Here is a 24,260-nt window from a genome sequence, read left to right on the forward strand (position 1 = left end):
CCTGTGCCGCCCCCCACCGCCGAGAACGTCGCGAAGTGGATCTACGACGCCTGGCGGGGCGAGCTGCCGGAGCTGAGCGCCGTACGTGTCTCCGAGACACCCAGGACCTGGGCGACGTACCGGCCTCGCGGGTGCCCGTAGGGATGGTTGACGGGTCCGGGGTGCGGGCATAGCGTCGCCGGGTCGCCGAGCCCGTACGTGGAGAGGCCGTTCGTGCCGCACACCGATCCCAGCCGTACGCCCGATCCCAGCCGTACGCCCGATCCCAGCCGTGGCCGTGTGCCGCGAGCGCCGGCACCCGGGGAGGGCGAGCGCGCCCGTATCGAGGCGTCACTGACCGCGCCGGGTGCCCCGTTCGCGGTGGAGCGCGCCGAGCACGGGCCGCTGGTGTACGCGCACGGCCCCCGCACCCTGCGGGAGTTCGTGGAGACCACCTGGGCCTTCGGTGAGCAGCCGTTCCTCGTGTCCGGTGAACGCGTCTGTACGTACGGGGAGTTCTTCGCGGCGGCCTCCGCCCTCGCCGTACGCCTCAGTGAGACGTACGGGCTGTGCCCCGGTGACCGGGCCGTGGTGGCGATGCGTAATCACCCCGAGTGGCAGATCGCCTTCTGGGCCGCGCAGTTGGCCGGCCTGATCGCCGTTCCGCTCAACTCGTGGTGGACGGAGGGAGAGTTCGCACCCGTCCTCGACGACTGCGAGCCGAGGGTGCTGCTCGTCGACGGTGAGCAGCTGGGCAAGGTCGAGGCGTGGGGGCGGAAGGCCGGGGCGCGCTTCGTCGTCTTCCACCACGACGGGGGGTTGCCCGAAGGGGGCGAGCGGTACTCCGACCTGCCGGAGCCCGACCCTTACGCCGCTCCGCCCGATGTGGAGGTCCGGCCCGAGGACGACGCGACGATCATCTACACCTCGGGTACCACCGGGCGGCCGAAAGGGGCCGTGGCCACCCATCTCGCGCAGGCCGGCGCCGCCCTCAATCCGCGCTACCAGGCAGCCGTCTCGGCGCTGGGCCGTGGCGTCATCCCGGGGCAGGGGCCCGTGCCGGTCACGCTGATGACGTTTCCCTTCTTCCATGTCGCCGCGTTCACCAGCCTCTACTCGGCCATGTCGGCGGGCGGCACCCTGGTGCTGATGCCGAAGTGGGACGCGGAGGAGGCGCTGCGGCTGATCCGGGAACACGGGGTCACGCACTACGCGGGTGTCCCGGCCACCGCGCTCCAGCTGCTCGCCGCGGCGGACAGGGCGGGTGACGCGCTGGAGGGGCTGCGCGGGCTGAACACGGGCGGCGCGGCCGCCCCTCCCGCGCTGGTGGCCGGGATCACCGCCCGGTACGGGGAGCGCGTCGAGCCCCGCAACGGCTACGGCCTCACCGAGACCAGCGGCGGGGTGCTCGCCAACTTCGGTGACGCCTACCGGGCGCACCCGGAGTCCGTGGGTACCCCGACGCCGGTGACCGAAGTGCGGATCGCGGGACCGGCGGGGGAGGAGCTGCCGGAGGGCGAGGCGGGTGAGCTGTGGCTGCGTGGGCAGTCCCTGGTGCGGGGCTACTGGCGCGACGAGGCCGCGACCGGGGCGGCGTTCACCGGCGGCTGGTTCCGTACGGGAGATCTCGCCGTCGTCCGGGACGGGCGCGTCGCCGTCGTGGACCGGATCAAGGACCTGGTGATCCGCGGTGGTGAGAACGTGTACTGCGTGGAGGTCGAGGGCGTACTGCACGACCACCCCGACGTGGAGGACGCGGCGGTGTTCGGCCTGCCGCATCCGGTGCTGGGCGAGGAGGTCGCGGCGGTCGTCCGGGTGCGCCCGTCTTCCGCCGTCACCCCGGAGGCGCTGCGGGAGCATGTGGGCCGGAGCCTGGCGGCGTTCAAGGTGCCGGCCCGGGTGCGGGTCACCGAGGAGCCGCTGCCGAGGAACCCCACCGGCAAGCTCCTCAAGCGGGAGCTGCGGGATGCGTTCCCGGGGCGGCCGGAGTGAGGGGCGGACGCTTACGACCGGGTGATCCGGACCAGTAGGCGTTCACAGCTGGGTGATCCGGCCGGCAGATGTTCACGGCCGGGTGGTCCGTACCCGTCAGTCCCTCACGGCCGGGTGGTCCGTACCCGTCAGACCCGCACGGCCGGGTGGTCCGCACCCGTCAGTCCCTCACGGCCGGGTGATCCGCACCCGGTAGTTCCCGTCGGAGTCCTTGTCCCGCACGGATATTCGTACGCCGTCGGCCCGGTCGGTGAAGGTCTCGCCGGGCTGGAACGGGGCGTCCGAGAGTTCGGCGTGGACGTTGGGGCGCCGGGTGCAGCCGCCGCTGTCCTCGGTGCTGTCCTCGACGGAGATCGGCCCCTGGCCGGTGTCCACGTCGGAGCTCACCTTGTAGATGAGGACGCCGGGCCGGCACACCGCGTCGTCGTTGCCCTCCGCGGTCCGTACCTCCACCGCGTAGCCGGACCGGTCGCTCACCGGTACGAAGACGAGCTTGGGGCCGCCCTCGGTCGCCAGCGGGCCGAGGAGGTGTTCGCTGGTTCCCGGCATGGCGGCGCAGCTGATCTGGTCGTCGTCCAGCCAGCCGAGCTTCCACTTGTGCCAGCCGAGGAGGTCGTTGTTGGCCCCCCAGTCCTCGGACATGATGTCCCAGTGCCCCACCGAGCCGCCGCCCTCCATCGTGTAGAGGTCGGGCAGCCCGAAGACATGGCCGTTCTCGTGGGGCAGGACGCGGTAGCCGGTCTCCGCGTAGGAGCCGGAGCCGTCGTCCTGGCGGCTGTAGACGAAGGACGTGTTGGCGAGCGGGATGCCGTCGGCGAAGGGGGCGTCGTCGTTGCCGGAGAAGGTCACCGACAGCACGGTGTCCAGCGCCGAGGGACCGGCGTTCGGGGTGACCAGCACGTTGACCAGGTCGTACGCGGAGAAGTCGACCTTGGGGTCGGCGATCTCCACCAGGTCCTTGACCATCTTGCGGTAGCCGGGTTCGTACGGGGAGCCGCGCTCGATGCCGTACTCGGAGAACGGCAGGGGCATCCGCAGCCAGTCGTTCACGGGTGTCTCGGGCTGGTAGACGAGGCGTCCGTAGGAGCTGGTGCGGAACCAGTCGGAGGTCTGCGGGAAGAACTCGGCCAGCCGGTCGGCGGCGGGCTCGGTGGCCTTGGCGTCGGGGAAGTCGATCATCAGGTTGAGGGCTCTGATCCGCCCGGTCGAGCGGGCGTAGCCGGCCTGGGTCGGCATCCCCTCCGACATCTGTACGCCCATGGCCGCGGGTATCCGGCAGGGGGCCAGGCCGGTGCCCCGGGGGGCGGCCGCCGGTCCGGCGGAGGCGGGACCGGCGAGCGGGAGGGTGGAGCTGGCCGAGGCCATCGTGGCGATGACCAGGGCGGTCGCTCCGGCGAGAGCGAGCGGGCGGCGGTATCCGCGTATCCGGTGGCGGGACTGCTGCATGGGCGTCGCCTTCGGTCCGCGGCAGCCGGCCGGTCCTGACTGCGCTCTGCCGATCAGCCTCTGCCGGGTGGCGGGGGACCGCCTGCGGGGTGCGCCGATGGGGGGAAATTCCGGCGCCCAGGATTGTGTGGCCCACGTCACAACGGGGCGGGAAATAACCGGGGAGGGCTTCCCCGTTTGAACCTGTGTCCCCGGCGAAACGGGGATACGGTCCCCGGTTCGCGCCGGAGGCCGGGACACTCACCGGAAGGGAAGGACCGTGGCCGTGGAATCCGTCGCCGGAACCGCCCCCTGCGCCGCGCAGCGCCGTGCCCCCCGCCCGCGGGCGGACGCGCTGCGCAACAGGGAGCGGATCGTGGCGGCAGCGCGCGAGATGTTCGTCGAGTTCGGGCCCGACGTGCCCCTCGACGAGGTCGCGCGGCGCGCCGGAGTCGGCAACGCCACGCTCTACCGGAACTTCCCCGACCGGGCCGCCCTGGTCCACGAGGTCGTCCTGGCCGTCACCTCCCGCACCACCGACCGGGTGGAGGAGGCCGTCGCGGCCGAGTCCGACCCGTTCGCCGCGCTGAGCCGCTTCGTGCACGCGGCCGCCGACGAGCGGATCGGCGCTCTGTGCCCGATGCTGTCCGGCGGTTTCGACACGGACCACCCAGAACTGCTCGCCGAGCGCCGTCGCCTCGAAGAGGCCGTCGAAGGGCTCGTGGAGCGCGCCATGTCCGCGGGGAGGCTGCGCACCGACATCGCCGTCGGTGACGTACTCGTCGCCCTGTCCCAGCTCACCCGGCCGCTGCCCGGCATCGCCTGCCCGGACATCGACCGGTTCACCCACCGTCATCTGCAGCTCTTCCTGGACGGCCTGGAAGCCCCGGCCCGCTCCGAGCTGCCCGGATCGGCGGCGACCTTGGAGGTCCTGCGCAGCGGGCGCTGACGTCCGCGCACCGGAGAACCGACACCCACAGCCCCGGCCCGACGGGCCGTCCGACCCGACCGCGATCCCTTCCCGACCGCAGATGGCGCGGCCCCGCACGGCCGCTCCGTCCCTGCCGCCGGGCCGGACCTGAAACAGGTCCCGGCGCCGGTACCTCCTGCCCTTCCGGTCCCGTACGGGTGGCTGCGCGCGCCCCGCACGCCGGACCGGTGACTCCTCGTGCCCCTAGGTGGCTATTCCCATGTCGAAAACAACCGGCACCGTCCCTGATCCCGGTCGCTGGAAAGCGCTGGCGTTCATCGCCCTCGCCCAGCTGATGGTCGTGCTCGACGCGACGATCGTGAACATCGCCCTGCCGTCCGCCCAGACGGACCTGGGTATCTCCGACGGCAACAAGCAGTGGGTCATCACGGCCTACGCCCTCGCCTTCGGTGGCCTCCTGCTCTTCGGTGGCCGCATCGCCGACCTGTGGGGCCGCAAGCGGACCTTCGTGGTCGGCCTGATCGGCTTCGCCGCCGCCTCCGCGCTCGGCGGCGCGGCCCAGGGCGAGGCCATGATGTTCGGCTCGCGCGCCCTGCAGGGCGTCTTCGGCGCGCTGCTCGCGCCCGCCGCCCTGTCCCTGCTCGCGGTGATGTTCACCGACGCCAAGGAGCGGGCGAAGGCCTTCGGTATCTACGGGGCCATCGCCGGTGGCGGTGGCGCGGTCGGCCTGATCCTGGGCGGCTTCCTGACCGAGTACCTGAACTGGCGCTGGACCTTCTTCGTCAACATCCCGTTCGCGATCGTCGCCGCCGTGGGCGCCTGGCTGGTCATCCGTGAGCCGGCCGGCGGCCGCAACCGCTCGCCGCTCGACATCCCCGGTGTCGTCCTGTCCACGCTGGGTCTCGTCTCGCTGGTGTACGGCTTCACCCGTGCCGAGTCGGCCGGCTGGTCGGACTCGCTGACCATCGGCATGTTCGTGGCCGCCGGCGTCCTGCTGCTCGCCTTCGTCGTCACCGAGTCCCGGGTGAAGTCCCCGCTGCTGCCGCTGCGCGTCCTGACCGAGCGCAACCGCGGGGGCGTCTACCTCTCGCTGGGCCTCGCGATCATCGCGATGTTCGGGCTCTTCCTCTTCCTGACGTACTACCTCCAGGTCGTGAAGGGCTACACGCCGGTCAGGACCGGCTTCGCGTTCATGCCGATGATCGTGGGCATGATCACCGGTTCCACGCAGATCGGTGCCCGTCTGATGACCCGCGTCCCGCCGCGGCTGCTGATGGGCCCGGGCTTCCTGCTCGCGGCGTCCGGCATGCTCCTGCTGACGCAGCTGGACATCGACACCTCCTACGCGGCCGTCATCCTGCCGGCGCAGCTGCTGCTCGGCCTGGGTATGGGTACCGCGTTCATGCCGGCGATGTCGCTGGCCACGCACGGCATCGAACCGCGTGACGCGGGTGTGGCCTCCGCGATGGTGAACACCTCGCAGCAGGTCGGCGGCGCCATCGGCACCGCACTGCTCAACACCATCGCGGCCGGTGCCACCACCGCGTACATCGCCGACCACGCCGCCGGTGCGAGCGACCCGAAGCTGCTCCAGCTGCAGGCCATGGTCAGCGGCTTCGCCGCCGCCATCTGGTGGGCCGTCGGCATCCTGGTCGTCGCCTCGGCGATCGCCGTGACGCTGATCAACACCGGACGCCCGGGCGCCGGTACGGCCGGCCCGTCCGGTGGGGCGGGGGAGCCGGTGGACGGCTCCGAGGACGAGTTCAGGATCCCGGTCGTCGCACACTGACCCGGGCGCCGCGGGCCGCCCGCGCATGACGCGCGGCGGCCTCCCCGGCCCGTCCTCCCTCTGCCCTGGTTCCGCTCAGCGGAGCCAGGGCAGATCCGCGTCCGTGCCCTCCGGCTGGAGGCCGGTTGCGATGACCTGCATGATCTCGCCGAGGGACGACACCTGCTGGGGTGTGAGCCGGGCGAACATCGCCTGCCGTACGGCCTCGACGTGCCCCGGTGCGGACCGTGCCAGCATCTCGTAGCCCTCGTCGGTGAGCACCGCGTTCTGGCCGCGCTTGTCGGAGGGGCAGTCCTCACGGCGGACCCAGCCGCTCTTCTCGAGCCGTGCGACGGCGTGCGAGAGGCGGGAGCGGGTGATCTTGGCGTCCTTGGCCAGCTCGGTCATGCGCTTCCGGCGCCGGGGCGCCTGGGAGAGGTGGACCAGTAGTCCGTAATAGATGTGCGGCATGCCCGCGTCGCGCTGCAACTGGCGGTCGAGGTGGTCCTCCATGAGCGTGGTGGCGTGGAGGTACGCGCGCCACACGCTCTGCTCTTCGTCGGAGAGCCACCGGGGCCCGCCGGGGGATGCCGTGGTCATGTACTCCACTGTACGACCTTTTCTTGAAAGTTGAACTAGATAGAGCTAAGGTCTCGGGGGGTTGGACCTTGAAGTTTCAAGGACTGGGCGGCGAACCGGTCCGGGAGGCCGATGCGTCCGCCTGATCTCCCGGGACCGCCCGTTCCCCTCGCCCGCAGGCGCGGATGCCCGGTACTTGTACGGAACACACATACCTTGACCAGTCCGGGAATGGGAGTGCCATGACAGCCACCGCGGACCGTATGCCCGCCCTCTACCTCTCCCACGGCGCTCCTCCGCTCGCCGACGACCCGGTCTGGCCCGGAGAGCTGGCCGCCTGGTCGGCAGGGCTGCCGCGCCCCAAGGCGATCCTGATGGTCTCCGCCCACTGGGAGGAGGCCCCGCTCGCCCTCGGCGCGACCGAGGCGGTGCCGCTGGTCTACGACTTCTGGGGATTCCCCGAGCATTACTACACGGTAAGTTACGCCGCTCCGGGCGCCCCGAAGCTGGCGGACGACGTCCGCAAGCTCCTGCGCGGCGCCGGCACCCCGGTCCAGGACATCCCCGACCGAGGGCTGGACCACGGGGCGTACGTGCCGCTGGTCGAGATGTTCCCCGCCGCGGACATCCCCGTGCTCCAGATCTCGATGCCGACCCTCGACCCGCAGAAGCTGATGGCCATCGGGCGGAAGCTCGCCACGCTGCGCGACGAGGGTGTGCTGATCGTCGGCAGCGGGTTCTTCACCCACAACCTGGCCGCTCTGAGGCACGCCGGCGGCGGCACCCCGGGCTGGTCGGCGGAGTTCGACGACTGGGGGCACCGGGCGCTGCTGGCCCAGGACGTCGACTCGCTGCTGGACTTCGAGCACGCCTCGCCCGCGGGCAGGCTCGCGCATCCGCGCACCGAGCACTTCGCCCCGCTGTTCGTCACGCTCGGCGCCGCGGAGGGCGACCTCGATCAGGCGAGCAGCGTCATCGACGGCTTCTGGATGGGTCTGGCGAAGCGCTCGGTGCAGTTCGGCTGAGCTCCTTCTCGTACCAGGCGACGTCCCAGTACCGGCCGAACTTCCGGCCCACCTCCGTGTACGTGCCGATGTGGCGGAAGCCGAAGGCGGTGTGGAGGCGGACCGAAGGCTCGTTGGGCTGCGCGATGCCCGCGTAGGCGCGGTGGATGTCCTCGGCGGCCAGGGCCTCGAACAGCGCCTTGTAGAGCAGGGTGCCGATGCCGCGCCCGGTGGCCTCCGGCGCGCAGTAGGCACTCACCTCGACAGAGGTGCTGTACGCCGGCTTGGGGCGGAAGGGGCTGCTGGTGGCATAACCGAGGACATGCGGCGCGTCGTGCCGGGTATCCGGGTTCAGAGCAACCAGGAGCCGGTGGGGGCCGTCTTCCGGGTGGGAGCGCAGCCAGGGGAGCCGCGCGTCCGGGGTGAACGCGACCGTGTCGAATGTGAGGGCGGTCTCACGGACGTAGTGGTTGTAGATGTTCGTGAGAGCCGTCAGATCGGCTTCCACGCCAGCCCTGACCTGCACTTCTGTGGGTATCTGCACCATCTGTCCTCGCGTTGGGGCCGACAGGGTACTGCATGATCTCGAAAGTGAATGGTCCCCGTGGGAATTCTGTCCGGATTCCAGTCGTTGTTTCCATCGGATGCAGGGCACCCGAAAGGGTGTCGCGACCTACTCAGCAAGGGAGCACGCATGGCAACCCGTGCCGTCGCCCGTCGTTCGTCCGCCAGCACCGGCGGGACCGACCGGGCAAGCAGTGTTCGCGCCGGGGGCGGGGAGATCGCCGATCGCGACCTGGTCGGCATGTACCTGGACGAGATCGCCCGCACTCCGCTGCTCGACGCCGCCAAGGAGGTCGAGCTCTCCCAGACGATCGAGGCGGGCGTCTACGCCCGGCAGATCCTCGACGGCGAGGTGGAGAGCGACGCGGGCGGGGCGACGCGTGAGGAGCTGGAAGCGCTGGTCGCCGAGAGCGAGCGCGCCAAGGACATATTCATCCGTTCCAACCTCCGCCTCGTCGTTGCCGTGGCCAGGCGCTACCCCAGGGCGGGCCTGCCCCTCCTCGACCTGATCCAGGAAGGGAACGCCGGCCTGGTGCGCGCGGTCGAGAAGTTCGACTACGCCAAGGGCTTCAAGTTCTCGACGTACGCCACGTGGTGGATCCGCCAGGCCATCACCCGCTCCATCGCCGACCAGTCGCGCACGATCCGCCTCCCCGTGCACCTCGTGGAGGAGCTCGGACGTATCCGGCGTGTGCAGCGTGAGTTCAACCGCGAGCACGGGCGGGACCCGGAGCACGCGGAGATCGCCGAGGAGCTCGGATCGAACGCCGAGCGCGTGGGCAACGTCCTCGACTGGGCCCGTGACCCGGTCAGCCTCAACATGTCCGTGGACGACGACGGCGACACCCAGTTCGGGGACCTGCTGGAGGACACATCCGCCGTCTCGCCCGAGCAGTCCGTGATGACGCTGCTGCGCAGCGAGGAGCTCGAGGACCTGATCGGCAAGCTCGACAACCGCACCGCCTCCATCATCAAGATGCGCTACGGGATCGAGGACGGCCGTGAGCGGACCCTCACCGAGGTGGGCAAGCAGCACGGCCTCACCCGCGAGCGGATCCGCCAGATCGAGAAGCACGCGCTGCTCGAATTGAAGCGAATGGCTCACGACACGGGCTTTGATGCTGCGGCATGAGCCGATAACCCGTAATCTCCCCTTAACGCCGGTTCGCACCGGCCCGACGACCGGCCTGCCGCCGGTCCCCCGAACTGAGTCCCGGCGCCCACCCCCCCCGGCGCCGGGGCTCATCCCTTTCTCCGGCGGGCCTCAGGTGCTCGATGCGGCCCGGGTGAGACGGGCGCCGAGGGTGGCGAGGCGCTCCACCAGCGCGGGTGGTCCATGGGCCTCGAAGGCGCAGTCCGCCAGGGCGAGCCGCAGGGCCACCCACTCCAGGGAATTCGACGTCCGCGTCCGCAGCCGGCAGGTGTGGTCGCCGGTGGGCTCCAGCGGCCCGAGTTCCGTGGGCAGCCGGTCCGCGAGGACCGAAGCCGGCCCTTCGAACGCCACGTCGACGTCCCAGGCCGGCTGGGCGACCGACATCGTCCGCCCCAGCAGCTCGCCCGCGTCCTCGCTCCCGGCGGGGAGAGCGCGCGGGGTGAAGCGGGCACCCGTGGCGAAGGGCTCGCTCAGTCGGTCCACCCGGAACGTGCGCCAGTCCTCGCGGTCCAGGTCGTAGGCGATGAGATACCAGCGGCTGCCCGTACTGACCAGCCGGTAGGGCTCGGTCAGCCGCTTCGACCCCGTGCCGTCCGCGGCCCGGTAGCCGAAGCGCAGCGTCTCCCGGGCGGTGGCGGCCGACGCGATCGCCGTGAGGGTGCGCGGGGCGATCGTCGCACCGTCGCCCCGGGTGAGCGCGACCGTGGCGTGCTGCAGGGCGGAGACCCGGTGCCGCAGCCGGGACGGCAGCACCTGCTCCAGCTTGGCCAGCGCCCGGACGGACGCCTCGTCCACCCCCTCGATGGCGTGCCCCGCCCCGGCCCGGAGGCCGACGGCGATGGCCACGGCCTCCTCGTCGTCCAGCAGGAGGGGAGGCATGGCGGTGCCCGCGACCAGCCGGTAGCCGCCCACGGAGCCGCGTGAGGCCTCTACGGGATACCCGAGACCCCTGAGCCGGTCGACGTCCCTGCGTACCGTGCGCGGGCTGACCTCCAGTCGTGCGGCCAGCTCGGGGCCGGGCCATTCCCTCGGAGTCTGGAGCAGCGAGAGCAGACGCAGAAGTCGTGCCGGGGTGTCCGTCATGCGCCCAGGATGCCGCTCATCGAGGTCAGGAACCGGCCGCATGGGAGAACCGGAGGTCTCGGTGCGGCCGGATCGGGGACGGTGGCGCTGACGGGCTCAGCCGATCCTGGTGCGGTTCTCCATCGCCAGTCTGGCGGCGCTCTCCTCGTCGTAGACCTCGCACATGTGGCGGCCGTCGGGCGTGGCCGTGTGCTCGACCTCCCAGAGGCTCGTCTCCGTGCCGTCCAGCAGGAGGAAGGCGTGTTCGTAGAGCGTGAAGCCGGCGTCGCGCCCGTCGACCTGGTACTGGCGGCCGAAGACCTGGGTGATGTGGTGCGCGAAGGCGGCGCGCAGCAGCCGGGCCGTGCCGTCTCCCGGCCGGTCGCCGTTCTCCGCGCGGCGAAGCACGCGGCGGGCGTGGTCGGCCGAGTTGTCCGGGGCGTACATCCGGGGCAGCGGTGCCGGGGGGACGGTCATCAGCAGGGTGAGTGCCTCCAGATCCTCCCGCAGGCTGTCGTCGCCGAGGGCGGGGGTGTCCCACAGGCTGCCGGCCAGTCGGGCCGCGGCGAGCCGTGCGTCTCCCTCGTCGTCGTACACCTCGTGCCGGCGGGGTGCCGGGACGTCCCTGCCGCCGCAGTGCACCAGCTCCCAGAGGGTGAGCGCAGTGCCGTCGGAGAGCAGATAGGTGTGCCGGTAGGTCTCACGGTGCAGTACGGCGCTGTGGTGGGACGAGTGGAGGGCGCTGCTGTGCGCCAGCGCCGACCCGAGGCGGTCGATGGTGGTGTCGGAGAGGTCGAAGGAGTTGAGGGCGCATCGCAGGAGTCGCTCGAGGTGTTGCTCGGTTGTCTCGTACGGATCGCTCAAGGTGCTGTCTCCAGGCCGTTGCCGCGTGTTACCTGATGCGTGCATAACGTAGTCCCTGGGTCTGACATCGTGACCGGGGTTCGCGAAAAACGTACCGCGCACGCAGAAAGTTCCCGGCTCCGCGAGCGGTCTCACGCAAGAGCTTCCCGGGCGCCCGGGGGAGCACCGTAGAGCTCGCTGTAGGAGGGGAAGGCCCCGCCGGGGCCGTCGACCCCGGAGGCCGCCCTGGCGGCCTTCACCACCGCACGCGCCAGTGTGTCGGCTCCGGCCGCCAGGATGCCGTTGAGCGCGGCGACCGGTTCGCCCGGCAGCGGCAGGGCCCCGGTGGAGAGCGTGAACACGGTGTCCCCGTCCGTGAGCAGGTGCACCGGCCGCACGGCGCGCGCCAGCCCGTCGTGCGCCGTGCCCGCGAGCTTCTGCGCCTGCGCGCGGGTGAGTTCCGCGTCTGTCGCGACGACGGCGATCGTGGTGTTGAAGACACCGCCGGACGCCCCTTCCTCCCGGGCGTCCGCGTCCCGGGCGGGACGCGCGCCCGCGATCTCGTCCAGGCGCCGGCAGGCCGCCTCGTGCACCTCCGGCTCCGGCGGCACCGGCGGACGGCCGGCGCCGTACTCCCCGTACAGCACCCCGGTCGCCGGATCGACGACGGAGCCCGCCGCGTTGACGACCGCCAGTGCGGCGACGGTGACCCCGGAGGGCAGTCGCACGGAGGCGGATCCGACCCCGCCCTTGAGCCGTCCGGCGACCGCGCCGGTACCGGCGCCCACCGTGCCCTCGGCGACCCGCGCACCCGGCCCGGACGCGGCGGCGGCCTCGGCCGCGGCCCGGCCCGTCGAGGCGTCGGGGCGGGCCCGCCAGTCGCCGCCCCTGCCCAGATCGAAGAGGCAGGCGGCCGGGACCACCGGCACCACCTGGGCGGGATCCGGGCCCACGCGCACGCCGCGCCCCTGCTCCTCCAGCCAGGCCATGACGCCTGACGCCGCGTCGAGCCCGTACGCGCTGCCACCCGTCAGGACGACGGCGTCGATGCGCTGCACCAGGTTGCGCGGGTCGAGGGCATCCGTCTCCCGGGTGCCCGGGCCGCCGCCCCGGACGTCCACGGCCGCCACCGCGCCGCCCTCCGGGGCGAGGACGACGGTGGTGCCGCTCAATGCGCCCTCGCCCGCCACCTCGGCGTGGCCGACCCGGATCCCCGCCACGTCCGTCAGAGCGTCCAGCGGTCCTGGCGCGGGCAGTTCCTCGGTCATCAAAGGCTCCTCCGGGCGCGATTGCCGTGTACGGCGAACGTACAGGTGCCGCCCGTCGGACCGGGCCGGGTCGTGGCGCGGCAGGTGACCCTCCGGGCGACTCGCTCACACGACCGGTGGACAAAAGCGGACCAATAGTACTTTTCCGCCTTACGGTGGCCGGGTGACCGAGCCATCAGAGCCGCCCGCCACCGAAGCCGAGCAGTCCGAGCCCGCGGCACGCGCGGGCACCGCCACGGGCTCCGGCACGCGCCCGTCAGGCCGGCTTCCCACCGCCGTCGCGAGAGCGTCCGAAAGACTCCCCCGGTCGGTGTCCGGCCGCGCCGCCCTGGCCGGAGCAGTCGTCTCCGCCCTGCTGATCCTCGCGATCGTGCTCGGCAGCCGCCTGCTGCGCGACTTCGACTCGGCGCTCCTGCCCTACGCCGTCGCCACGGTCTTCCTCGCCTTCGGCGTCGCCTACCGCTACACGGTCTGGGTCTCGGCGCCGGGTGCACGCCGCCTCTTCAAGAACGGCTGGGCCAGCCTCTTCTCGGCCGAGAACTTCCGCAGGGCACCCACCGCCCTGCCGAAGATGATCGCGACGTACCTGGGCTTCCAGAAGTTCCTCGGGGCACGCTCACACGGACGCTGGATCGCCCATCAGCTGATCTTCTGGGGCTGCATCCTCGCCGCGCTGATCACCTTCCCCCTGACCTGGGGCTGGTTCACCTTCACCTCCGGCAGCGGATCCGGCCCCGGCTACGAGATGCGCATCTGGGGCGTCAAGATCCTGGGCTTCGACTCGCTGAACTTCATCGGCTGGCTGATGTTCCACGGCCTGGACATCGCCGCGGTGCTCGTCATCCCGGGCGCCGGGTACTTCCTCTGGCGCCGGATGAAGGACCGCGGGGCGATCACCGGACAGCGTTTCGCCTACGACCTCGTGCCGCTGCTCGCGCTGATCATCGTCTCCGTCACCGGCCTGCTGCTCACCTTCTCCTCGATCTTCCTGCACGGCGGAGGCTACGAGTTCCTCGCCATCCTCCACATGGTCTCGGTGGTGTTCACCCTGATCTACATCCCCTTCGGGAAGTTCTTCCACATCGTGCAGCGCCCGGCGGCGGTCGGCATGCAGCTCTTCAAGTACACCGGACGCCAGGACGACGAGGTCTTCGCATGCCGCCGGTGCGAGGAACCCATCGACACCGGCCCGTACGTCGAGAACCTGCGCGGCACCATGCGCGACCTCGAACTCGGCTTCGACGCATGGGCCGAGTACTGCCCGCGCTGCAAGCGGGTGCTGCGTGGCAACGCCTATCTCACCCAGGTCAAGAAGGGCTTCAAGTGACCGCGGAACCACGCTCGGCCGACGGCCGGACACTCCTGCCTCTCGACCCCTCCATGGCCCCGCCCGGGACCCGCGGATTCAGGGACGCGGGCGGCATCCCGGCGGACCGGTGGCACGCCGACCAGAACGGCGAGACACTCGTCCCCACCCACTGCTGCTTCTGCGGCGTCCAGTGCGGGATGTACCTCCGGGTGGACCGGGGCGGCAAGGTCTTCGGCGTCGAGCCCCGCAACCACGACATCAACCGCATGCGCCTCTGCCCCAAGGGCATCAACGCGTACCAGCAGGTCAACCACCCGGACCGGCTCACCGCACCCCTCATGCGCCGCTCCCGCGACGAGGAGCTGCGCGAGGTCTCCTGGGACGAGGCACTCGACTTCACCGTCTCCGAGATCAGACGCATCCAGGAGGAGCACGGGCGGGACGCGTTCGGCGTGCTCGGCGGGGCGAGCCTCTTCTCGGAGAAGACCTACCTCGTCGGCAAGTTCGCCCGCGTCGCGCTGAAGACCCGGCACGTCGACTACAACGGCCGGCTCTGCATGGTCAGCGCGGCCGGCGCCAACAAGCTCGCCTTCAACATCGACCGGGCCGGGAACCCGTTCTCCGACATCCTGCTCACCGACTGCCTGCTGCTCGCCGGGGCCAACGTCGGCGAATGCTTCCCCGTGCTGACCCAGTACGTATGGGGCGCCCGGGACCGCGGAGCGACGTTGATCGTGGTCGATCCGCGTGAGACCGCCGTCGCCCGTACGGCGGACATCCATGTCGCGCTCAAGTCGGGGACCGACTCGGCCTTCTTCAACGCGGTGCTGAACGTGGTCGTCGAGGAAGGCCTCACAGACGAGACCTACCTCGCGGAGCACGCCACCGGCTGGGAGGAGGTCAAGGCCAACGCGGCGCAGTACCCGCCTTCCCGGGCGGCCGAGATCTGCGGCATCCCCGCGGAGCAGGTCGTCCAGGTGGCCCGCGCGTTCGCCCGCGCCCCCAAGGCCATGGCCTGGCACGCCCGGGGTATCGAACACCACACACAGGGCGTCGAGAACTGCCTCAGTGTGATCAACCTCTGCACGGCCACCGGCCACATCGGCAAACCCGGAGCCGGCTACGGCACCCTCACCGGCCAGGGCAACGGCCAGGGCGGCCGCGAGCACGGGCAGAAGGCCGACCTGCTGCCCGGCGGGCGCTCGATCCTCAACGAGGACCACCGCCGGCAGATCAGCGAGATCTGGGGCATCGACGAGTCCGAACTCCCCGCCGCCGGTACGTCGATGATGGAGATGGTCTGGCAGATGCAGCGCCGCGAGATCCGCGGCCTGATCGGCATCTGCAACAACCCCTTCGTGTCCCTCCCCAACTACGCGGTCGTCAAGGACGGGTACGACGCCACGGAGTTCCACGCCCAGTTCGACTTCTTCCTCTCCGAGACGGCGGCCAACGCGCACGTCGTCTTCCCCGTCACCAGCTGGGCCGAGGACGAGGGGGTGATGGCCAACGCCGAGGCCAGGGTCATCAAGCACAACAAGGCGCAGGAGCCACCGGCCGGGGTGCGGACCGACACCTGGGTGATGTGCGAGCTCGCCCGCCGCCTCGGCGCGGGGGACAAATTCGCCTTCCAGGGCTCCCGCGACGTGTTCGACGAACTCCGCGTCGCGTCGGCGGGCACGATCATCGACTACTCGGGCATCACCTACGAACGCCTCGAGGAGACGGGCGGGATCTCCTGGCCCTGCCCGTCCACCGACCACCCGGGAACCCCCAGGCTGTTCGAGGACGGCCGGACCTACCACGCCGACGGCAAGATCCATATGCAGGTCGTCGAGTGGCACCCGCCGGCGGACCCGTACGACGACGAGCATCCGATGACGCTGACCACCGGACGCACCGTCGCCCACTTCCTCTCGGGCAACCAGACCCGCAGACTGGGCGCCCTCGTCGAGCAGACGCCGCGGCCCTGGGCCGAGGTCCACCCCTCGCACGGCTTCCGCAACGGTGAACCCGTCCGCGTCGTCACACGGCGCGGGAGCGAGATCTTCCCCGCCCTCGTCACCGAGGCCATCCGCCCGGACACGGTGTTCATCCCCTATCACTGGCCCTTCCCCACCGCGGCCAACGCCCTCACCATCGATGCCCTCGACCCCCGCTCGAAGATCCCTGAGTACAAGGTCTGTGCCTGCCGCATCGAGCACGCCGAGGCGATCGACGAGGTCCCCGCACCCCCGGTCGCACCGGGCCACACCGCCTATCCCGAGACCCAGGTCTCCCGTACCGACCCACTGCCGCCCACGGCCCCGCAGGGCCGCGGCACCTCGGAAAGGAGCTGATGCCCGGATGATGGGCAGAACGATCTTCATCGACCCGGGGCGCTGCATCGGCTGTCAGGCCTGTGTCTCGGCGTGCCGGGAGTGCGACTCGCACCGCGGCAAGTCGATGATCCACCTCGACTACACCGACGAGGGCTCCTCCGTAGCCTCCCTCCCCACCGTCTGCATGCACTGCGAGGACCCGGTGGCCCCCTGCGCCGAGGTCTGCCCCGCGGACGCCATCCTGGTCACCGCCGACGGAGTCGTGCAGCAGGCCGACACCACCCGCTGCATCGGCTGCGCGAACTGCGTCAACGCCTGCCCCTTCGGCGTACCGAAGATCGACCTGGAGGCGAAGCTCCAGCTGAAGTGCAACCTCTGCTACGACCGCACCGCATACGGACTCGCCCCGATGTGCGCCACGGTCTGCCCTACCGGGGCCCTCTTCTACGGCACCGTCGAGGAACTCCAGGCGGAACGCCCCGGAGTCCAGGTCGCCGACACATTCGTCTTCGGCGAGAGCGAGGTCCGCACGGGCGTCGCCATGGTCGTACCCGCCGAGAGGGTCCAGTGGCCGGTGCCCGGCGGGCTCCCCGTCGTCGAGATCAACGGGAAGGACGTCCGCCGATGAGCGTCACCGACCAGCAGCAGCCCGGGCGGGACCCCGGCTCCGGCGGCGACCCGCGTGAGGCGTTGCACGACCGGATCGCCGCGGACTCGCTCACCACCCGGCGGGACTACCTCCGGATCGTCGCCACCGTCTCCGGGGGTCTCGCCGTCGGCGGGCTGGCCGTGGCCGGAGGCATCCTCCACCGGCACGGCGACACCGAGGACGGCAAGGCGCCCCAGCCGAAGCAGATCGCGGACCGGCTGCTTCCCGGCGAATCCCTCGCCTTCCGATACCCGGGCGAGGAGGACAGGGCGGTCGCCGTGCGGATGGACGACGGCACACTCGTGGGGTACTCCGCCGTCTGCACCCACCTGGCCTGTGCGGTGCTGTGGCGCAGGGACCGGGGGACCGAGGGCGAGCTGTACTGCCCCTGCCACGAAGGCGTCTTCGACGCCCGCACCGGTGAGGTCACCGCCGGGCCGCCGCCCCGCGGGCTGCCGAAGGTGGCGCTGACCGAACTGGACGACGGAAGTATCTGGGCCGTCGGCACGACCCGCTCGGGGGAGAGCCTCGAAGAGGGGCTGTGCCGGCAGCTTCGCGCGGACCGCCCCGACCTCGCCGACCGCATCGGCTGCCCCGGCACCGGAGGCGGTGCCGAGGCACCGCCCGGACCCGGTCCTGCCGACGCCACCGGGCCGGCGAGGCGGTCATGACCGAGCCACTCGAACCGGTCGAGCCTCCGCGCCCCCCGGAGCCGACCGGATCGGCGTACCCCGACTACCGGCCGGGGAGCGCGCGGGCGGAGCTGAACAGGCCGGTCCACGAGCGCTACCCCCAGATCCGGCCGACCAGCGGCTACGCCGATCCACGGGTCCGCCACACCGGCCCCGGCCCCGGAGCCGGCGCGGAGCAGGAACCCGAGCGCTCCTCGAAGCTGACGGCAAGGCTCGCGCTGGCGCTCAGCGTGGTGATCGGTCAGCTGTGGGCCCTGTCCGAGGTCGTCAACCTGTGGATGGAGGGCGAGACGGGCACCGCGTGGTGGGGTGCGGGCTTCCTGTGCCTGTCCTTCCTCGTGGTGCTGGGGCTCTGGCTGCTGGACCCCGAGGACCGCTGATACCGGCCTTACCCTGGAGACATGAGTACCGCCCCCACCCCCGGACCGCGAGAGCCGGAGCAGCCTCAGACGCAGGAACAGCCGGCGCAGCAGTCGCGGCCCAGGCCTGCAGCTCTGGTCTTCGACGATCCGCTGGACCGGCAGTCCGCGGACGACACGGACCAGGGCTGGGGCGATCGGGCTCCCTCGGCCGGCGGCGCGTCCGACCTGGCACGTTTCCTCGACGAGAAGCCGCCCCACCACGTCTGATGCCCGGCGGGCCGGCCCGGTCTCACCCCTCCGCAGCATCGGACACCGCCACGGCCAGCCGTCCCGACACCCCGGCCCCGGCCAGGGCCGCGGCGGTGTCCCGCTCCACGGACAGGACCACCAGGGCTCCCTCGCCTGCCCCCGGGCCGGGGAAGTCGTACGCGCGGTACCCGGGCGGAGGCGCCCCGGGGCCCGGTCCGCCGGTCCGCTCCGAACCCCTCCCCGGTCCGGAGGGTCCCCCCGGGTACGCCCCGCTTCCGGATTCGTCGCCACCGGGGATCTCCACCACCCGTGCACCGCGCGCCACCACGTCGGCACCGGTGCCGCCCTCCTGGGCGGCGATCACATCGACCCGGTCGCCCGGCCGCAGCAGCCCGACCGCCGCCGCGTCGGCGATCCGCACGGGGGCCGCGACCAGCCGTTCGGTCCGGCGCTCCGGCCCCGGTGGCCCGTCGCCCGCCACGGCGGCCGTCCCCTGGCCGTCGGCCAGCCCTGACGCGGCGATCACAGCCGAGGCCAACGCGAAGCCGGCCGCCAGCGCCCGACGCTGACCGCGCAGCAGGCGCCGCAGGCGACGGCCGCCCCCGCCGCGCACACGGACGGGCCCGAAGGACGGAACTCCGTACGGCCTGGGTGGGTCAGAACGGATGACGGGCACCTCGGCCCGGCCGGCGGGCACCTCTGGCACTTCGGGACGCGACTCGGGCGCACCCGTGCGTGAGACGGGCGCACCCGTGCGTGAGACGGCACCCGTGCGCGAGACGGGCGCGTCGAGATGCGAGAGGTGCGCATCCGCACCTGAGACGCGTGCGTCCGCACGGCCGATGGCCGCGTCCGCACGGCCGATGGCCGCGTCCGCACGGCCGATGGCCGCGTCCGCACGGCCGAGGGGCCCGTCGCAGCGGACGAACGCGTCTCCACGGACGGAAGGCGCGTCGCAGCGGACGAACGCGTCCGCACGGCCGAAGTGCCCGTCGGAGCGGACGAACGCGTCTCCACGGACGAAGGCCGCGTCTCCACGGGCGAAGGGCACGTCGGGACGGCCGAAGGGCGCGTAGGGACGGTCGCAGGACATGGAAGGGAACACCGAACGGGGCATGGCCGACTCCACCGGATGAGGGGATGAGCGAGGGCACCCGTCGCCGGAACGTCCGCGGACGCCACCGGGGGAGCCCGGAGCCGACCTGGACACGCGCGAGGGGGAGTCCCGCGGATTCCCCGCCGAACTCCCCCTCACCATCCACCGTTCGCCGATTCTCCGCCCGGGCCTGTGGACGACCCGGGCGATGTGGAAAACCTGGTCACCCGATGGGGGTGCGCCCGATGGGGGTGCACCCGACCAGCGAGGTCCGGCGCGCTTCCCCGAGGCGCCCCGGCGGCGCTTCCGAAGCGTCTACGGCATGCCTTCGACATGCCGCTCCTGAGGCATGCCCTCGACAATGCCTCAGGAGTGCGGCCTACGGCAGCTTGATCCCGGTGTCGAGACCGTCCAGGGCGTGCGAGCAGACGCAGGCCCGCTCCTCGGACGAGGGCAGCGCGGCCACGGCGTCGAAGAGCACCGACCGCAGTCGGTCCACGTTGGCCGCGAAGACCTCCAGGACCTCCGCGTGGCTGACGCCCTCGCCGGCCTCGGCGCCCGCGTCCAGGTCCGTCACCAGGGTCATCGTGGTGTAGCAGAGCTCCAGTTCCCGGGCGAGCACCGCCTCGGGATGCCCCGTCATCCCGACGACCGACCAGCCCATCGCCGCGTGCCAGCGTGACTCCGCGCGGGTCGAGAACCGGGGGCCTTCGACGACGACGAGCGTTCCGCCGTCCACCGGTTCCCAGTCCCGGCCGCGTGCGGCCGCCAGCGCGGCCTTGCGGCCCTCGGGGCAGTACGGGTCGGCGAAGCCGAGGTGCACGACGTTCGGCCGGGTGCCGTCGGCCCGGGCCTCACCGTCGTAGTACGTCTGCGTACGGGACTTGGTGCGGTCGACCATCTGGTCCGGGACGAGGAGGGTGCCCGGCCCGTACTCGGGGCGCAGACCGCCGACGGCGCATGGGCCGAGGACCTGGCGCACGCCGAGGGAGCGCAGCGCCCAGAGGTTGGCGCGGTAGTTGATCCGGTGGGGCGGGAGATGGTGACCGCGGCCGTGACGCGGGAGGAAGGCGACCCGGCGGCCGGCGAGTTCACCGAGGAAGACGGAATCGCTCGGCGCCCCGTAGGGGGTGTCCACCTGGACCTCGGTCACGTCCTCCAGGAAGGAGTAGAAGCCCGATCCGCCGATGACACCGATTTCCGCTGACGTCGTTTCTGCGTTCACCATGCGGTCACACTAGCGGGGCACCTACGACCGGGACCCCGCCGAGTCGATCGGCGGGGTCCGGGTGAGACGTATGCGGTGCGTCAGGCGGCCGACGTGCTGCTCGACGACGTGGACGCCGAGGAGGAGGCCGAGGTCGACGCGGAAGCGGCGGGCTTCGACTCCGTCTTGGCCGAGGACGAGCCGGAGGACGACTCCGACGACTTGGCGGACGACGTGGCCGGCGAGCTGCTCGACGAGGAGCCGCGGCTGTCGTTCCGGTAGAAACCGGATCCCTTGAAGACGATGCCGACGGCCGAGAACACCTTCTTGAGGCGTCCCTCGCAGTTCGGGCACACGGTCAGGGCATCATCGGTGAACTTCTGCACCGCTTCGAGGCCCTCGCCGCACTCGGTGCACTGGTACTGATAGGTCGGCACTTGCTCCTCCTGGCACTCTCACTCAGTGAGTGCTAACGACGCTCCATACTGACGTATTCCGAGCCATCAGTCCACCGTGACGGGCTCGCGGTGACCGATACCACGTGCCACCGTCCGGCCGGAAGCGCGGGAGACCAGCCGCGATCGCAGGCTCAGCAAGGTGGCCAGGGCCAGCGCGGTACCGGCCATCGGCACCATGAAACCGAAGGCCGATCCGTGTGCGTCCGCGAGCTGCCCGGCCACCGTGACGGCCGCGGCCTGTCCCAGGGCGACCGCCCCGGTGAGCCAGGTGAAGGCCTCGGTCCTGGCGGACGCCGGAACCAGCGACTCCACCAGGGTGTACCCGCTGATCAGCGCCGGGGCGATGCAGAGCCCGACCAGCAGCCCGAGACCCGCGAGCAGCGGTACGGAGTGCACGGCCCAGAGCCCGGACGCGGTCAGCGTCAGCGCCAGATAGCCGACGATCAGCCGACGGCGCGGGCCGCTCTTCCAGGCGATGGCGCCGCACGCGATGCCGGCGAGCATGTTGCCCGCCGCGAAGACCCCGTACAGCACGCCGTTCACCCCGGGGTGCCCGATCTCCTCGGCGAACGCCGTCAGGGAGACCTGCATCCCGCCGAACACGGCGCCGATGCCCAGGAAGGTGACCGCGAGGACGCGGACGCCAGGGACGGAGAGCGCCGAGCGGTGGGGCCCGGCCGCGGTCGCGGCCGCGCTCCGGGGCGCCGGCTGGGTGGAGCGCTGCGCGGCGAACAGGACGCCTCCCAGCAGCGTCAGACCTGCCTCCGCGAGGAGGCCGGCCGCGGGGTGCACGCCGGTGCACAGCGCCGTCGTCAGCACGGGGCCGATGACGAAGGTGAACTCGTCGGTCACCGACTCGAAGGCCGCCGCGGTACTCATCAGCGGTGACGCGGGCCGCCCCGGGGCGCCGCCGAGCAGTGCCGCCCACCGTGCCCGCACCATCGGGCCGATCTGCGGGATCGAGGCGCCGGTGGGCACCGCGGCCGCGAACAGCGACCACAGGGGCGCGCCCGCCAGGGCCAGCGCCGTGAGGACGCCGACGGAGACGGCGTGCAGCAGGACGCCCGGCAGCAGCACGGCACGCTGGCCGTACCGGTCGGCGAGCCGGCCGCTCTGCGGCGCGAACAGGGCCATGGAGACGCCGGAGACGGCGGCCACGGCGCCGGCACTGCCGTACGAGCCGGTGGTGTGCTGCACCAGGAGCACGATGCCCATGGTCAGCATCGCGAAGGGCTGCCGGGCGGCGAAGCCCGGAAGAAGGAAGGTCCACGCACCCGGGGTGCGCAGCAACTGCCCGTAACCGGGGCGGTCGGAGACCGTGGACGCCACGGTCCATGCCTTTCTGCCGCCTGGTGGCCGTGCTCCCCCTGGGGCACGGCACCGGGGGACGGGCGTGCGGGGAACTGCCGAGAGCTGTCCTCTTCGCGCGGAACTGCGGTAGATGCCGGGCGCTCGCTCCGAAGGCGAGGGACGCCACGACCGCCATACGGTCGCGCCAGCTCTGCATCAGACAGAGTTGGTCGATCAGGTTCGGACCGGATGCAGATCGATGGGATCGGAATCCGACCAGTGCGTTTTGAGCGGATCAGGAGATCCGGTCCTTCATGTTACAGGTCCCGTAGGTCGTGCACCTGTGATTCACCACATCCGCCCGACCGGTGGCCTCCGTTCAGTGGTGGGCCCTGCCGCTGCCGGCGCCGTCCTTGGCGCGGTCCTCGTCGGCGGCGCGGTTCCCGCTCCCCGTGCCGGTTCCGGTGCGGTTCCCGCCGCCCGAGCCGGTCCGCGCGCGGCGCCGGCCGCCCTTGCCCAGCTTCTTGACCGGCCCGCTGAGCAGCTGTGCGGAGGGGGAGCGGCGGCCGCCGTTCGCGGCGCCGCCGCCCGTGCCCAGCCAGCCGGCCAGCTTGCCGCCCTCGCCGACGGCCCGCAGCCGTGCCTCCGCCGCGTCGCGCACCGGGTCGGTCGCGACGACCAGCAGTTCGTCTCCGTGCCGCAGCACGGTCGAGGGGGAGGGGACGAAGCTCTTCCCGTCGCGGACGACGAGGGTGACCGCCGCTCCCGCCGGCAGCCGCAGTTCGGCGACCTCCACGCCGTGCATCCGGGACCTGCCGGGGACGGCCACGGACAGCAGGTGGCCGCGCAGCCGCTCCAGGGGCGCCGACTCGATGCCGAGGTCCGCCGCCTCCGACGGGTCCTCGGCGATGTGCAGCGACTTCGCCAGCCACGGCAGGGTGGGCCCCTGGATCAGGGTGTAGACGACCACGAGCACGAAGACGATGTTGAAGACCCGGGTGCTGCCCTCGATGCCGGACACCATGGGGATGGTCGCCAGGATGATGGGGACGGCTCCGCGCAGCCCGGCCCACGACATCAGGGCCTTCTCGCGGTGCGGCAGCCGGAAGGGTGCCAGGCTGATGAAGACCGACAGCGGCCGTGCGACGGCGGTCAGCACCAGCCCCACGACGATGGCGGGCCAGAAGTCGTCCACGAGGTCGTGCGGGGTGACCAGCAGTCCGAGCAGGACGAACATGCCGATCTGTGCCAGCCAGCCGAGCCCGTCGGCGAAGCCGCGGGTGGCCGGCCAGTGCGGCAGCTTGGAGTTGCCGAGGACCATAGCCGCCAGATAGACGGCGAGGAAGCCGCTGCCGTGGGCCATGGCGCCCGCGGCGTACGAGGACACCGCGATGGCCATGACGGCGATCGGGTAGAGGCCCGAGGCGGGCAGCGCCACATGACGCAGACCGAAGGAGCCGAGGAAGCCCACCGCCAGCCCGATCGCGGCGCCGATCGCCAGCTCCAGGGCTATCTCGCCGACCAGTACGTACCAGTGCTCCACCGGCCCGGCGGCCGAGAAGGCCACCACCAGGATCACCACGGGGGCGTCGTTGAAGCCCGACTCGGCTTCCAGGACCCCGGTGACGCGGGAGGGGAGCGGAACCTTCCGCAGCACGGAGAAGACCGCCGCGGCGTCCGTGGACGACACCACCGCCCCGATGATCAGGGCCTGCCGCCAGTCGAGGCCCACCAGGTAGTGCGCCGCGCTCGCCGTGACCCCCACGCTGATGCCCACACCGGCCGTCGACAGCACCGCGGCCGCCGGCAGGGCGGGCCGGACCTCCTTCCACTTCGTGCCCAGACCGCCCTCGGCCAGGATGACGACCAGGGCGGCGTAGCCGATCACCTGGGTCAGCTCGGCGTTGTCGAACCTGACGTCGAAGATGCCGTCCTGCCCCATGACGATCCCGATGCCGAGATACAGGAGCAGGCTGGGGAGCCCGCTGCGGGACGAGATGCGTACGGCCGCCACGGCGACCAGCAGGACGAGCGAGCAGACGAGCAGAAGTTCGTTGAG

Annotated in this window: 22 protein-coding genes and 1 pseudogene; 12 read left to right on the forward strand and 11 right to left on the reverse strand. The window is 71.8% G+C overall.

From position 1 onward, the window contains the following. Positions 1–12: 12 nt before the first annotated feature. Together ACFXOA_RS23885 and ACFXOA_RS23890 are read left to right on the forward strand one after the other, a co-directional pair. Positions 13–141 (forward strand): annotated as a pseudogene (locus ACFXOA_RS23885) (6-pyruvoyl tetrahydropterin synthase family protein); the annotation flags it as partial. Positions 142–213: 72 nt separating this feature from the next. Further along, positions 214–1,971, forward strand: a complete 1,758-nt coding sequence (locus ACFXOA_RS23890; protein ID WP_385032106.1) for a class I adenylate-forming enzyme family protein — start codon at positions 214–216, stop codon at positions 1,969–1,971. A 168-nt stretch (positions 1,972–2,139) separates the two neighbouring features. Here the strand turns inward: ACFXOA_RS23890 and ACFXOA_RS23895 are convergent, their stop codons facing one another. Beyond that, positions 2,140–3,417: a M6 family metalloprotease domain-containing protein gene (locus ACFXOA_RS23895; RefSeq protein WP_385032108.1), complete on the reverse strand. Its 1,278-nt coding sequence runs from the start codon at positions 3,415–3,417 to the stop codon at positions 2,140–2,142. 265 nt (positions 3,418–3,682) lie between these two features. On the opposite strand from ACFXOA_RS23895, the gene ACFXOA_RS23900 reads away from it, so the two are divergent. Both ACFXOA_RS23900 and ACFXOA_RS23905 read left to right on the forward strand, forming a co-directional pair. Further along, entirely contained in the window at positions 3,683–4,345 is a 663-nt protein-coding gene (locus ACFXOA_RS23900; RefSeq protein ID WP_385032262.1) for a TetR/AcrR family transcriptional regulator, read from the forward strand. A 241-nt stretch (positions 4,346–4,586) separates the two neighbouring features. Further along, entirely contained in the window at positions 4,587–6,116 is a 1,530-nt protein-coding gene (locus ACFXOA_RS23905; RefSeq protein WP_385032111.1) for an MFS transporter, read from the forward strand. Positions 6,117–6,191: 75 nt separating this feature from the next. Here ACFXOA_RS23905 and ACFXOA_RS23910 read toward each other — a convergent pair whose 3' ends face one another. After that, on the reverse strand, positions 6,192–6,704 hold the full coding sequence (locus ACFXOA_RS23910) for a MarR family winged helix-turn-helix transcriptional regulator (RefSeq protein ID WP_385032114.1): 513 nt from the start codon (positions 6,702–6,704) through the stop codon (positions 6,192–6,194). Between the two features lie 212 nt (positions 6,705–6,916). Between ACFXOA_RS23910 and ACFXOA_RS23915 the strand changes: the two genes are divergently transcribed. Further along, positions 6,917–7,699 (forward strand): dioxygenase, encoded by a 783-nt coding sequence (locus ACFXOA_RS23915; protein ID WP_385032117.1) that lies wholly within the window; start codon positions 6,917–6,919, stop codon positions 7,697–7,699. Here the strand turns inward: ACFXOA_RS23915 and ACFXOA_RS23920 are convergent. Then, positions 7,647–8,225: a GNAT family N-acetyltransferase gene (locus ACFXOA_RS23920; protein ID WP_385032121.1), complete on the reverse strand. Its 579-nt coding sequence runs from the start codon at positions 8,223–8,225 to the stop codon at positions 7,647–7,649. The genes ACFXOA_RS23915 and ACFXOA_RS23920 overlap by 53 nt on opposite strands. Before the next feature lie 147 nt (positions 8,226–8,372). Between ACFXOA_RS23920 and ACFXOA_RS23925 the strand changes: the two genes are divergently transcribed. Further along, positions 8,373–9,374 carry an RNA polymerase sigma factor RpoD/SigA gene (locus tag ACFXOA_RS23925; protein ID WP_385032124.1) on the forward strand — a complete coding sequence of 334 codons (1,002 nt, stop codon included), beginning with the start codon at positions 8,373–8,375 and terminating at the stop codon, positions 9,372–9,374. A gap of 132 nt (positions 9,375–9,506) precedes the next feature. On the opposite strand, the gene ACFXOA_RS23930 is transcribed toward ACFXOA_RS23925, so the two are convergent. From ACFXOA_RS23930 to ACFXOA_RS23940, 3 genes are all read right to left on the reverse strand, one after another. Next, entirely contained in the window at positions 9,507–10,478 is a 972-nt protein-coding gene (locus tag ACFXOA_RS23930) for a helix-turn-helix transcriptional regulator (RefSeq protein ID WP_385032127.1), read from the reverse strand. Between the two features lie 96 nt (positions 10,479–10,574). Beyond that, the gene (locus ACFXOA_RS23935) at positions 10,575–11,321 is read right to left on the reverse strand and encodes a DUF6227 family protein (protein ID WP_385032130.1); all 747 of its coding nucleotides are present in this window, start codon (positions 11,319–11,321) and stop codon (positions 10,575–10,577) included. 131 nt (positions 11,322–11,452) lie between these two features. Beyond that, positions 11,453–12,568, reverse strand: a complete 1,116-nt coding sequence (locus tag ACFXOA_RS23940) for a P1 family peptidase (protein ID WP_385032133.1) — start codon at positions 12,566–12,568, stop codon at positions 11,453–11,455. Positions 12,569–12,731: 163 nt separating this feature from the next. On the opposite strand from ACFXOA_RS23940, the gene ACFXOA_RS23945 reads away from it, so the two are divergent. Genes ACFXOA_RS23945 through ACFXOA_RS23970 form a run of 6 tightly spaced genes read left to right on the forward strand, consistent with a single transcriptional unit; the run spans position 12,732 to position 18,168 of the window. Beyond that, a complete protein-coding gene (locus tag ACFXOA_RS23945; RefSeq protein WP_385032136.1) occupies positions 12,732–13,895 on the forward strand; it encodes an MFS transporter in 1,164 nt (387 codons plus the stop codon). Then, the gene (locus ACFXOA_RS23950; RefSeq protein ID WP_385032139.1) at positions 13,892–16,216 is read left to right on the forward strand and encodes a molybdopterin oxidoreductase family protein; all 2,325 of its coding nucleotides are present in this window, start codon (positions 13,892–13,894) and stop codon (positions 16,214–16,216) included. Before ACFXOA_RS23945 ends, ACFXOA_RS23950 begins: the two co-directional genes overlap by 4 nt. A gap of 7 nt (positions 16,217–16,223) precedes the next feature. Then, positions 16,224–16,826 carry a 4Fe-4S dicluster domain-containing protein gene (locus ACFXOA_RS23955; RefSeq protein ID WP_362540280.1) on the forward strand — a complete coding sequence of 201 codons (603 nt, stop codon included), beginning with the start codon at positions 16,224–16,226 and terminating at the stop codon, positions 16,824–16,826. After that, positions 16,823–17,518 carry a ubiquinol-cytochrome c reductase iron-sulfur subunit gene (locus ACFXOA_RS23960; protein ID WP_385032144.1) on the forward strand — a complete coding sequence of 232 codons (696 nt, stop codon included), beginning with the start codon at positions 16,823–16,825 and terminating at the stop codon, positions 17,516–17,518. The genes ACFXOA_RS23955 and ACFXOA_RS23960 overlap by 4 nt, the downstream gene beginning before the upstream one ends. Beyond that, a complete protein-coding gene (locus ACFXOA_RS23965) occupies positions 17,515–17,919 on the forward strand; it encodes a hypothetical protein (protein ID WP_385032147.1) in 405 nt (134 codons plus the stop codon). Before ACFXOA_RS23960 ends, ACFXOA_RS23965 begins: the two co-directional genes overlap by 4 nt. 21 nt (positions 17,920–17,940) lie before the next feature. Then, positions 17,941–18,168, forward strand: a complete 228-nt coding sequence (locus ACFXOA_RS23970; protein ID WP_385032150.1) for a hypothetical protein — start codon at positions 17,941–17,943, stop codon at positions 18,166–18,168. A gap of 22 nt (positions 18,169–18,190) precedes the next feature. Here ACFXOA_RS23970 and ACFXOA_RS23975 read toward each other — a convergent pair whose 3' ends face one another. The 5 genes from ACFXOA_RS23975 to ACFXOA_RS23995 all read right to left on the reverse strand — a co-directional run bounded on the left by ACFXOA_RS23975 (position 18,191) and on the right by ACFXOA_RS23995 (position 24,215). Then, positions 18,191–18,826, reverse strand: coding sequence for a hypothetical protein (locus tag ACFXOA_RS23975; protein WP_385032265.1), 636 nt, complete (start codon positions 18,824–18,826; stop codon positions 18,191–18,193). 799 nt (positions 18,827–19,625) lie between these two features. Next, positions 19,626–20,474 (reverse strand): S-methyl-5'-thioadenosine phosphorylase, encoded by an 849-nt coding sequence (locus ACFXOA_RS23980; RefSeq protein WP_385032153.1) that lies wholly within the window; start codon positions 20,472–20,474, stop codon positions 19,626–19,628. Between the two features lie 80 nt (positions 20,475–20,554). After that, entirely contained in the window at positions 20,555–20,890 is a 336-nt protein-coding gene (locus ACFXOA_RS23985; RefSeq protein WP_385032155.1) for an FmdB family zinc ribbon protein, read from the reverse strand. 66 nt (positions 20,891–20,956) lie between these two features. Continuing rightward, complete coding sequence (locus ACFXOA_RS23990; protein WP_385032158.1) at positions 20,957–22,240, reverse strand: MFS transporter; 1,284 nt, start codon at positions 22,238–22,240, stop codon at positions 20,957–20,959. 340 nt (positions 22,241–22,580) lie between these two features. Beyond that, the gene (locus tag ACFXOA_RS23995) at positions 22,581–24,215 is read right to left on the reverse strand and encodes a potassium/proton antiporter (RefSeq protein ID WP_385032160.1); all 1,635 of its coding nucleotides are present in this window, start codon (positions 24,213–24,215) and stop codon (positions 22,581–22,583) included. Between the last annotated feature and the right edge of the window lie 45 nt (positions 24,216–24,260).

Origin of the sequence: Streptomyces sp. NPDC059166 (genome assembly GCF_042755185.1) — a bacterium.
Lineage (GTDB): Bacteria > Actinomycetota > Actinomycetes > Streptomycetales > Streptomycetaceae > Streptomyces.

Coding starts and splice junctions, on each gene's coding strand:
- ACFXOA_RS23895 (WP_385032108.1), bottom strand. CDS start 3,417: ATGCAGCAGTCCCGCCACCGGATACGCGGATACCGCCGCCCGCTCGCT.
- ACFXOA_RS23905 (WP_385032111.1), top strand. CDS start 4,587: ATGTCGAAAACAACCGGCACCGTCCCTGATCCCGGTCGCTGGAAAGCG.
- ACFXOA_RS23915 (WP_385032117.1), top strand. CDS start 6,917: ATGACAGCCACCGCGGACCGTATGCCCGCCCTCTACCTCTCCCACGGC.
- ACFXOA_RS23920 (WP_385032121.1), bottom strand. CDS start 8,225: ATGGTGCAGATACCCACAGAAGTGCAGGTCAGGGCTGGCGTGGAAGCC.
- ACFXOA_RS23925 (WP_385032124.1), top strand. CDS start 8,373: ATGGCAACCCGTGCCGTCGCCCGTCGTTCGTCCGCCAGCACCGGCGGG.
- ACFXOA_RS23930 (WP_385032127.1), bottom strand. CDS start 10,478: ATGACGGACACCCCGGCACGACTTCTGCGTCTGCTCTCGCTGCTCCAG.
- ACFXOA_RS23940 (WP_385032133.1), bottom strand. CDS start 12,568: ATGACCGAGGAACTGCCCGCGCCAGGACCGCTGGACGCTCTGACGGAC.
- ACFXOA_RS23955 (WP_362540280.1), top strand. CDS start 16,224: ATGATGGGCAGAACGATCTTCATCGACCCGGGGCGCTGCATCGGCTGT.
- ACFXOA_RS23960 (WP_385032144.1), top strand. CDS start 16,823: ATGAGCGTCACCGACCAGCAGCAGCCCGGGCGGGACCCCGGCTCCGGC.
- ACFXOA_RS23965 (WP_385032147.1), top strand. CDS start 17,515: ATGACCGAGCCACTCGAACCGGTCGAGCCTCCGCGCCCCCCGGAGCCG.
- ACFXOA_RS23970 (WP_385032150.1), top strand. CDS start 17,941: ATGAGTACCGCCCCCACCCCCGGACCGCGAGAGCCGGAGCAGCCTCAG.
- ACFXOA_RS23980 (WP_385032153.1), bottom strand. CDS start 20,474: ATGGTGAACGCAGAAACGACGTCAGCGGAAATCGGTGTCATCGGCGGA.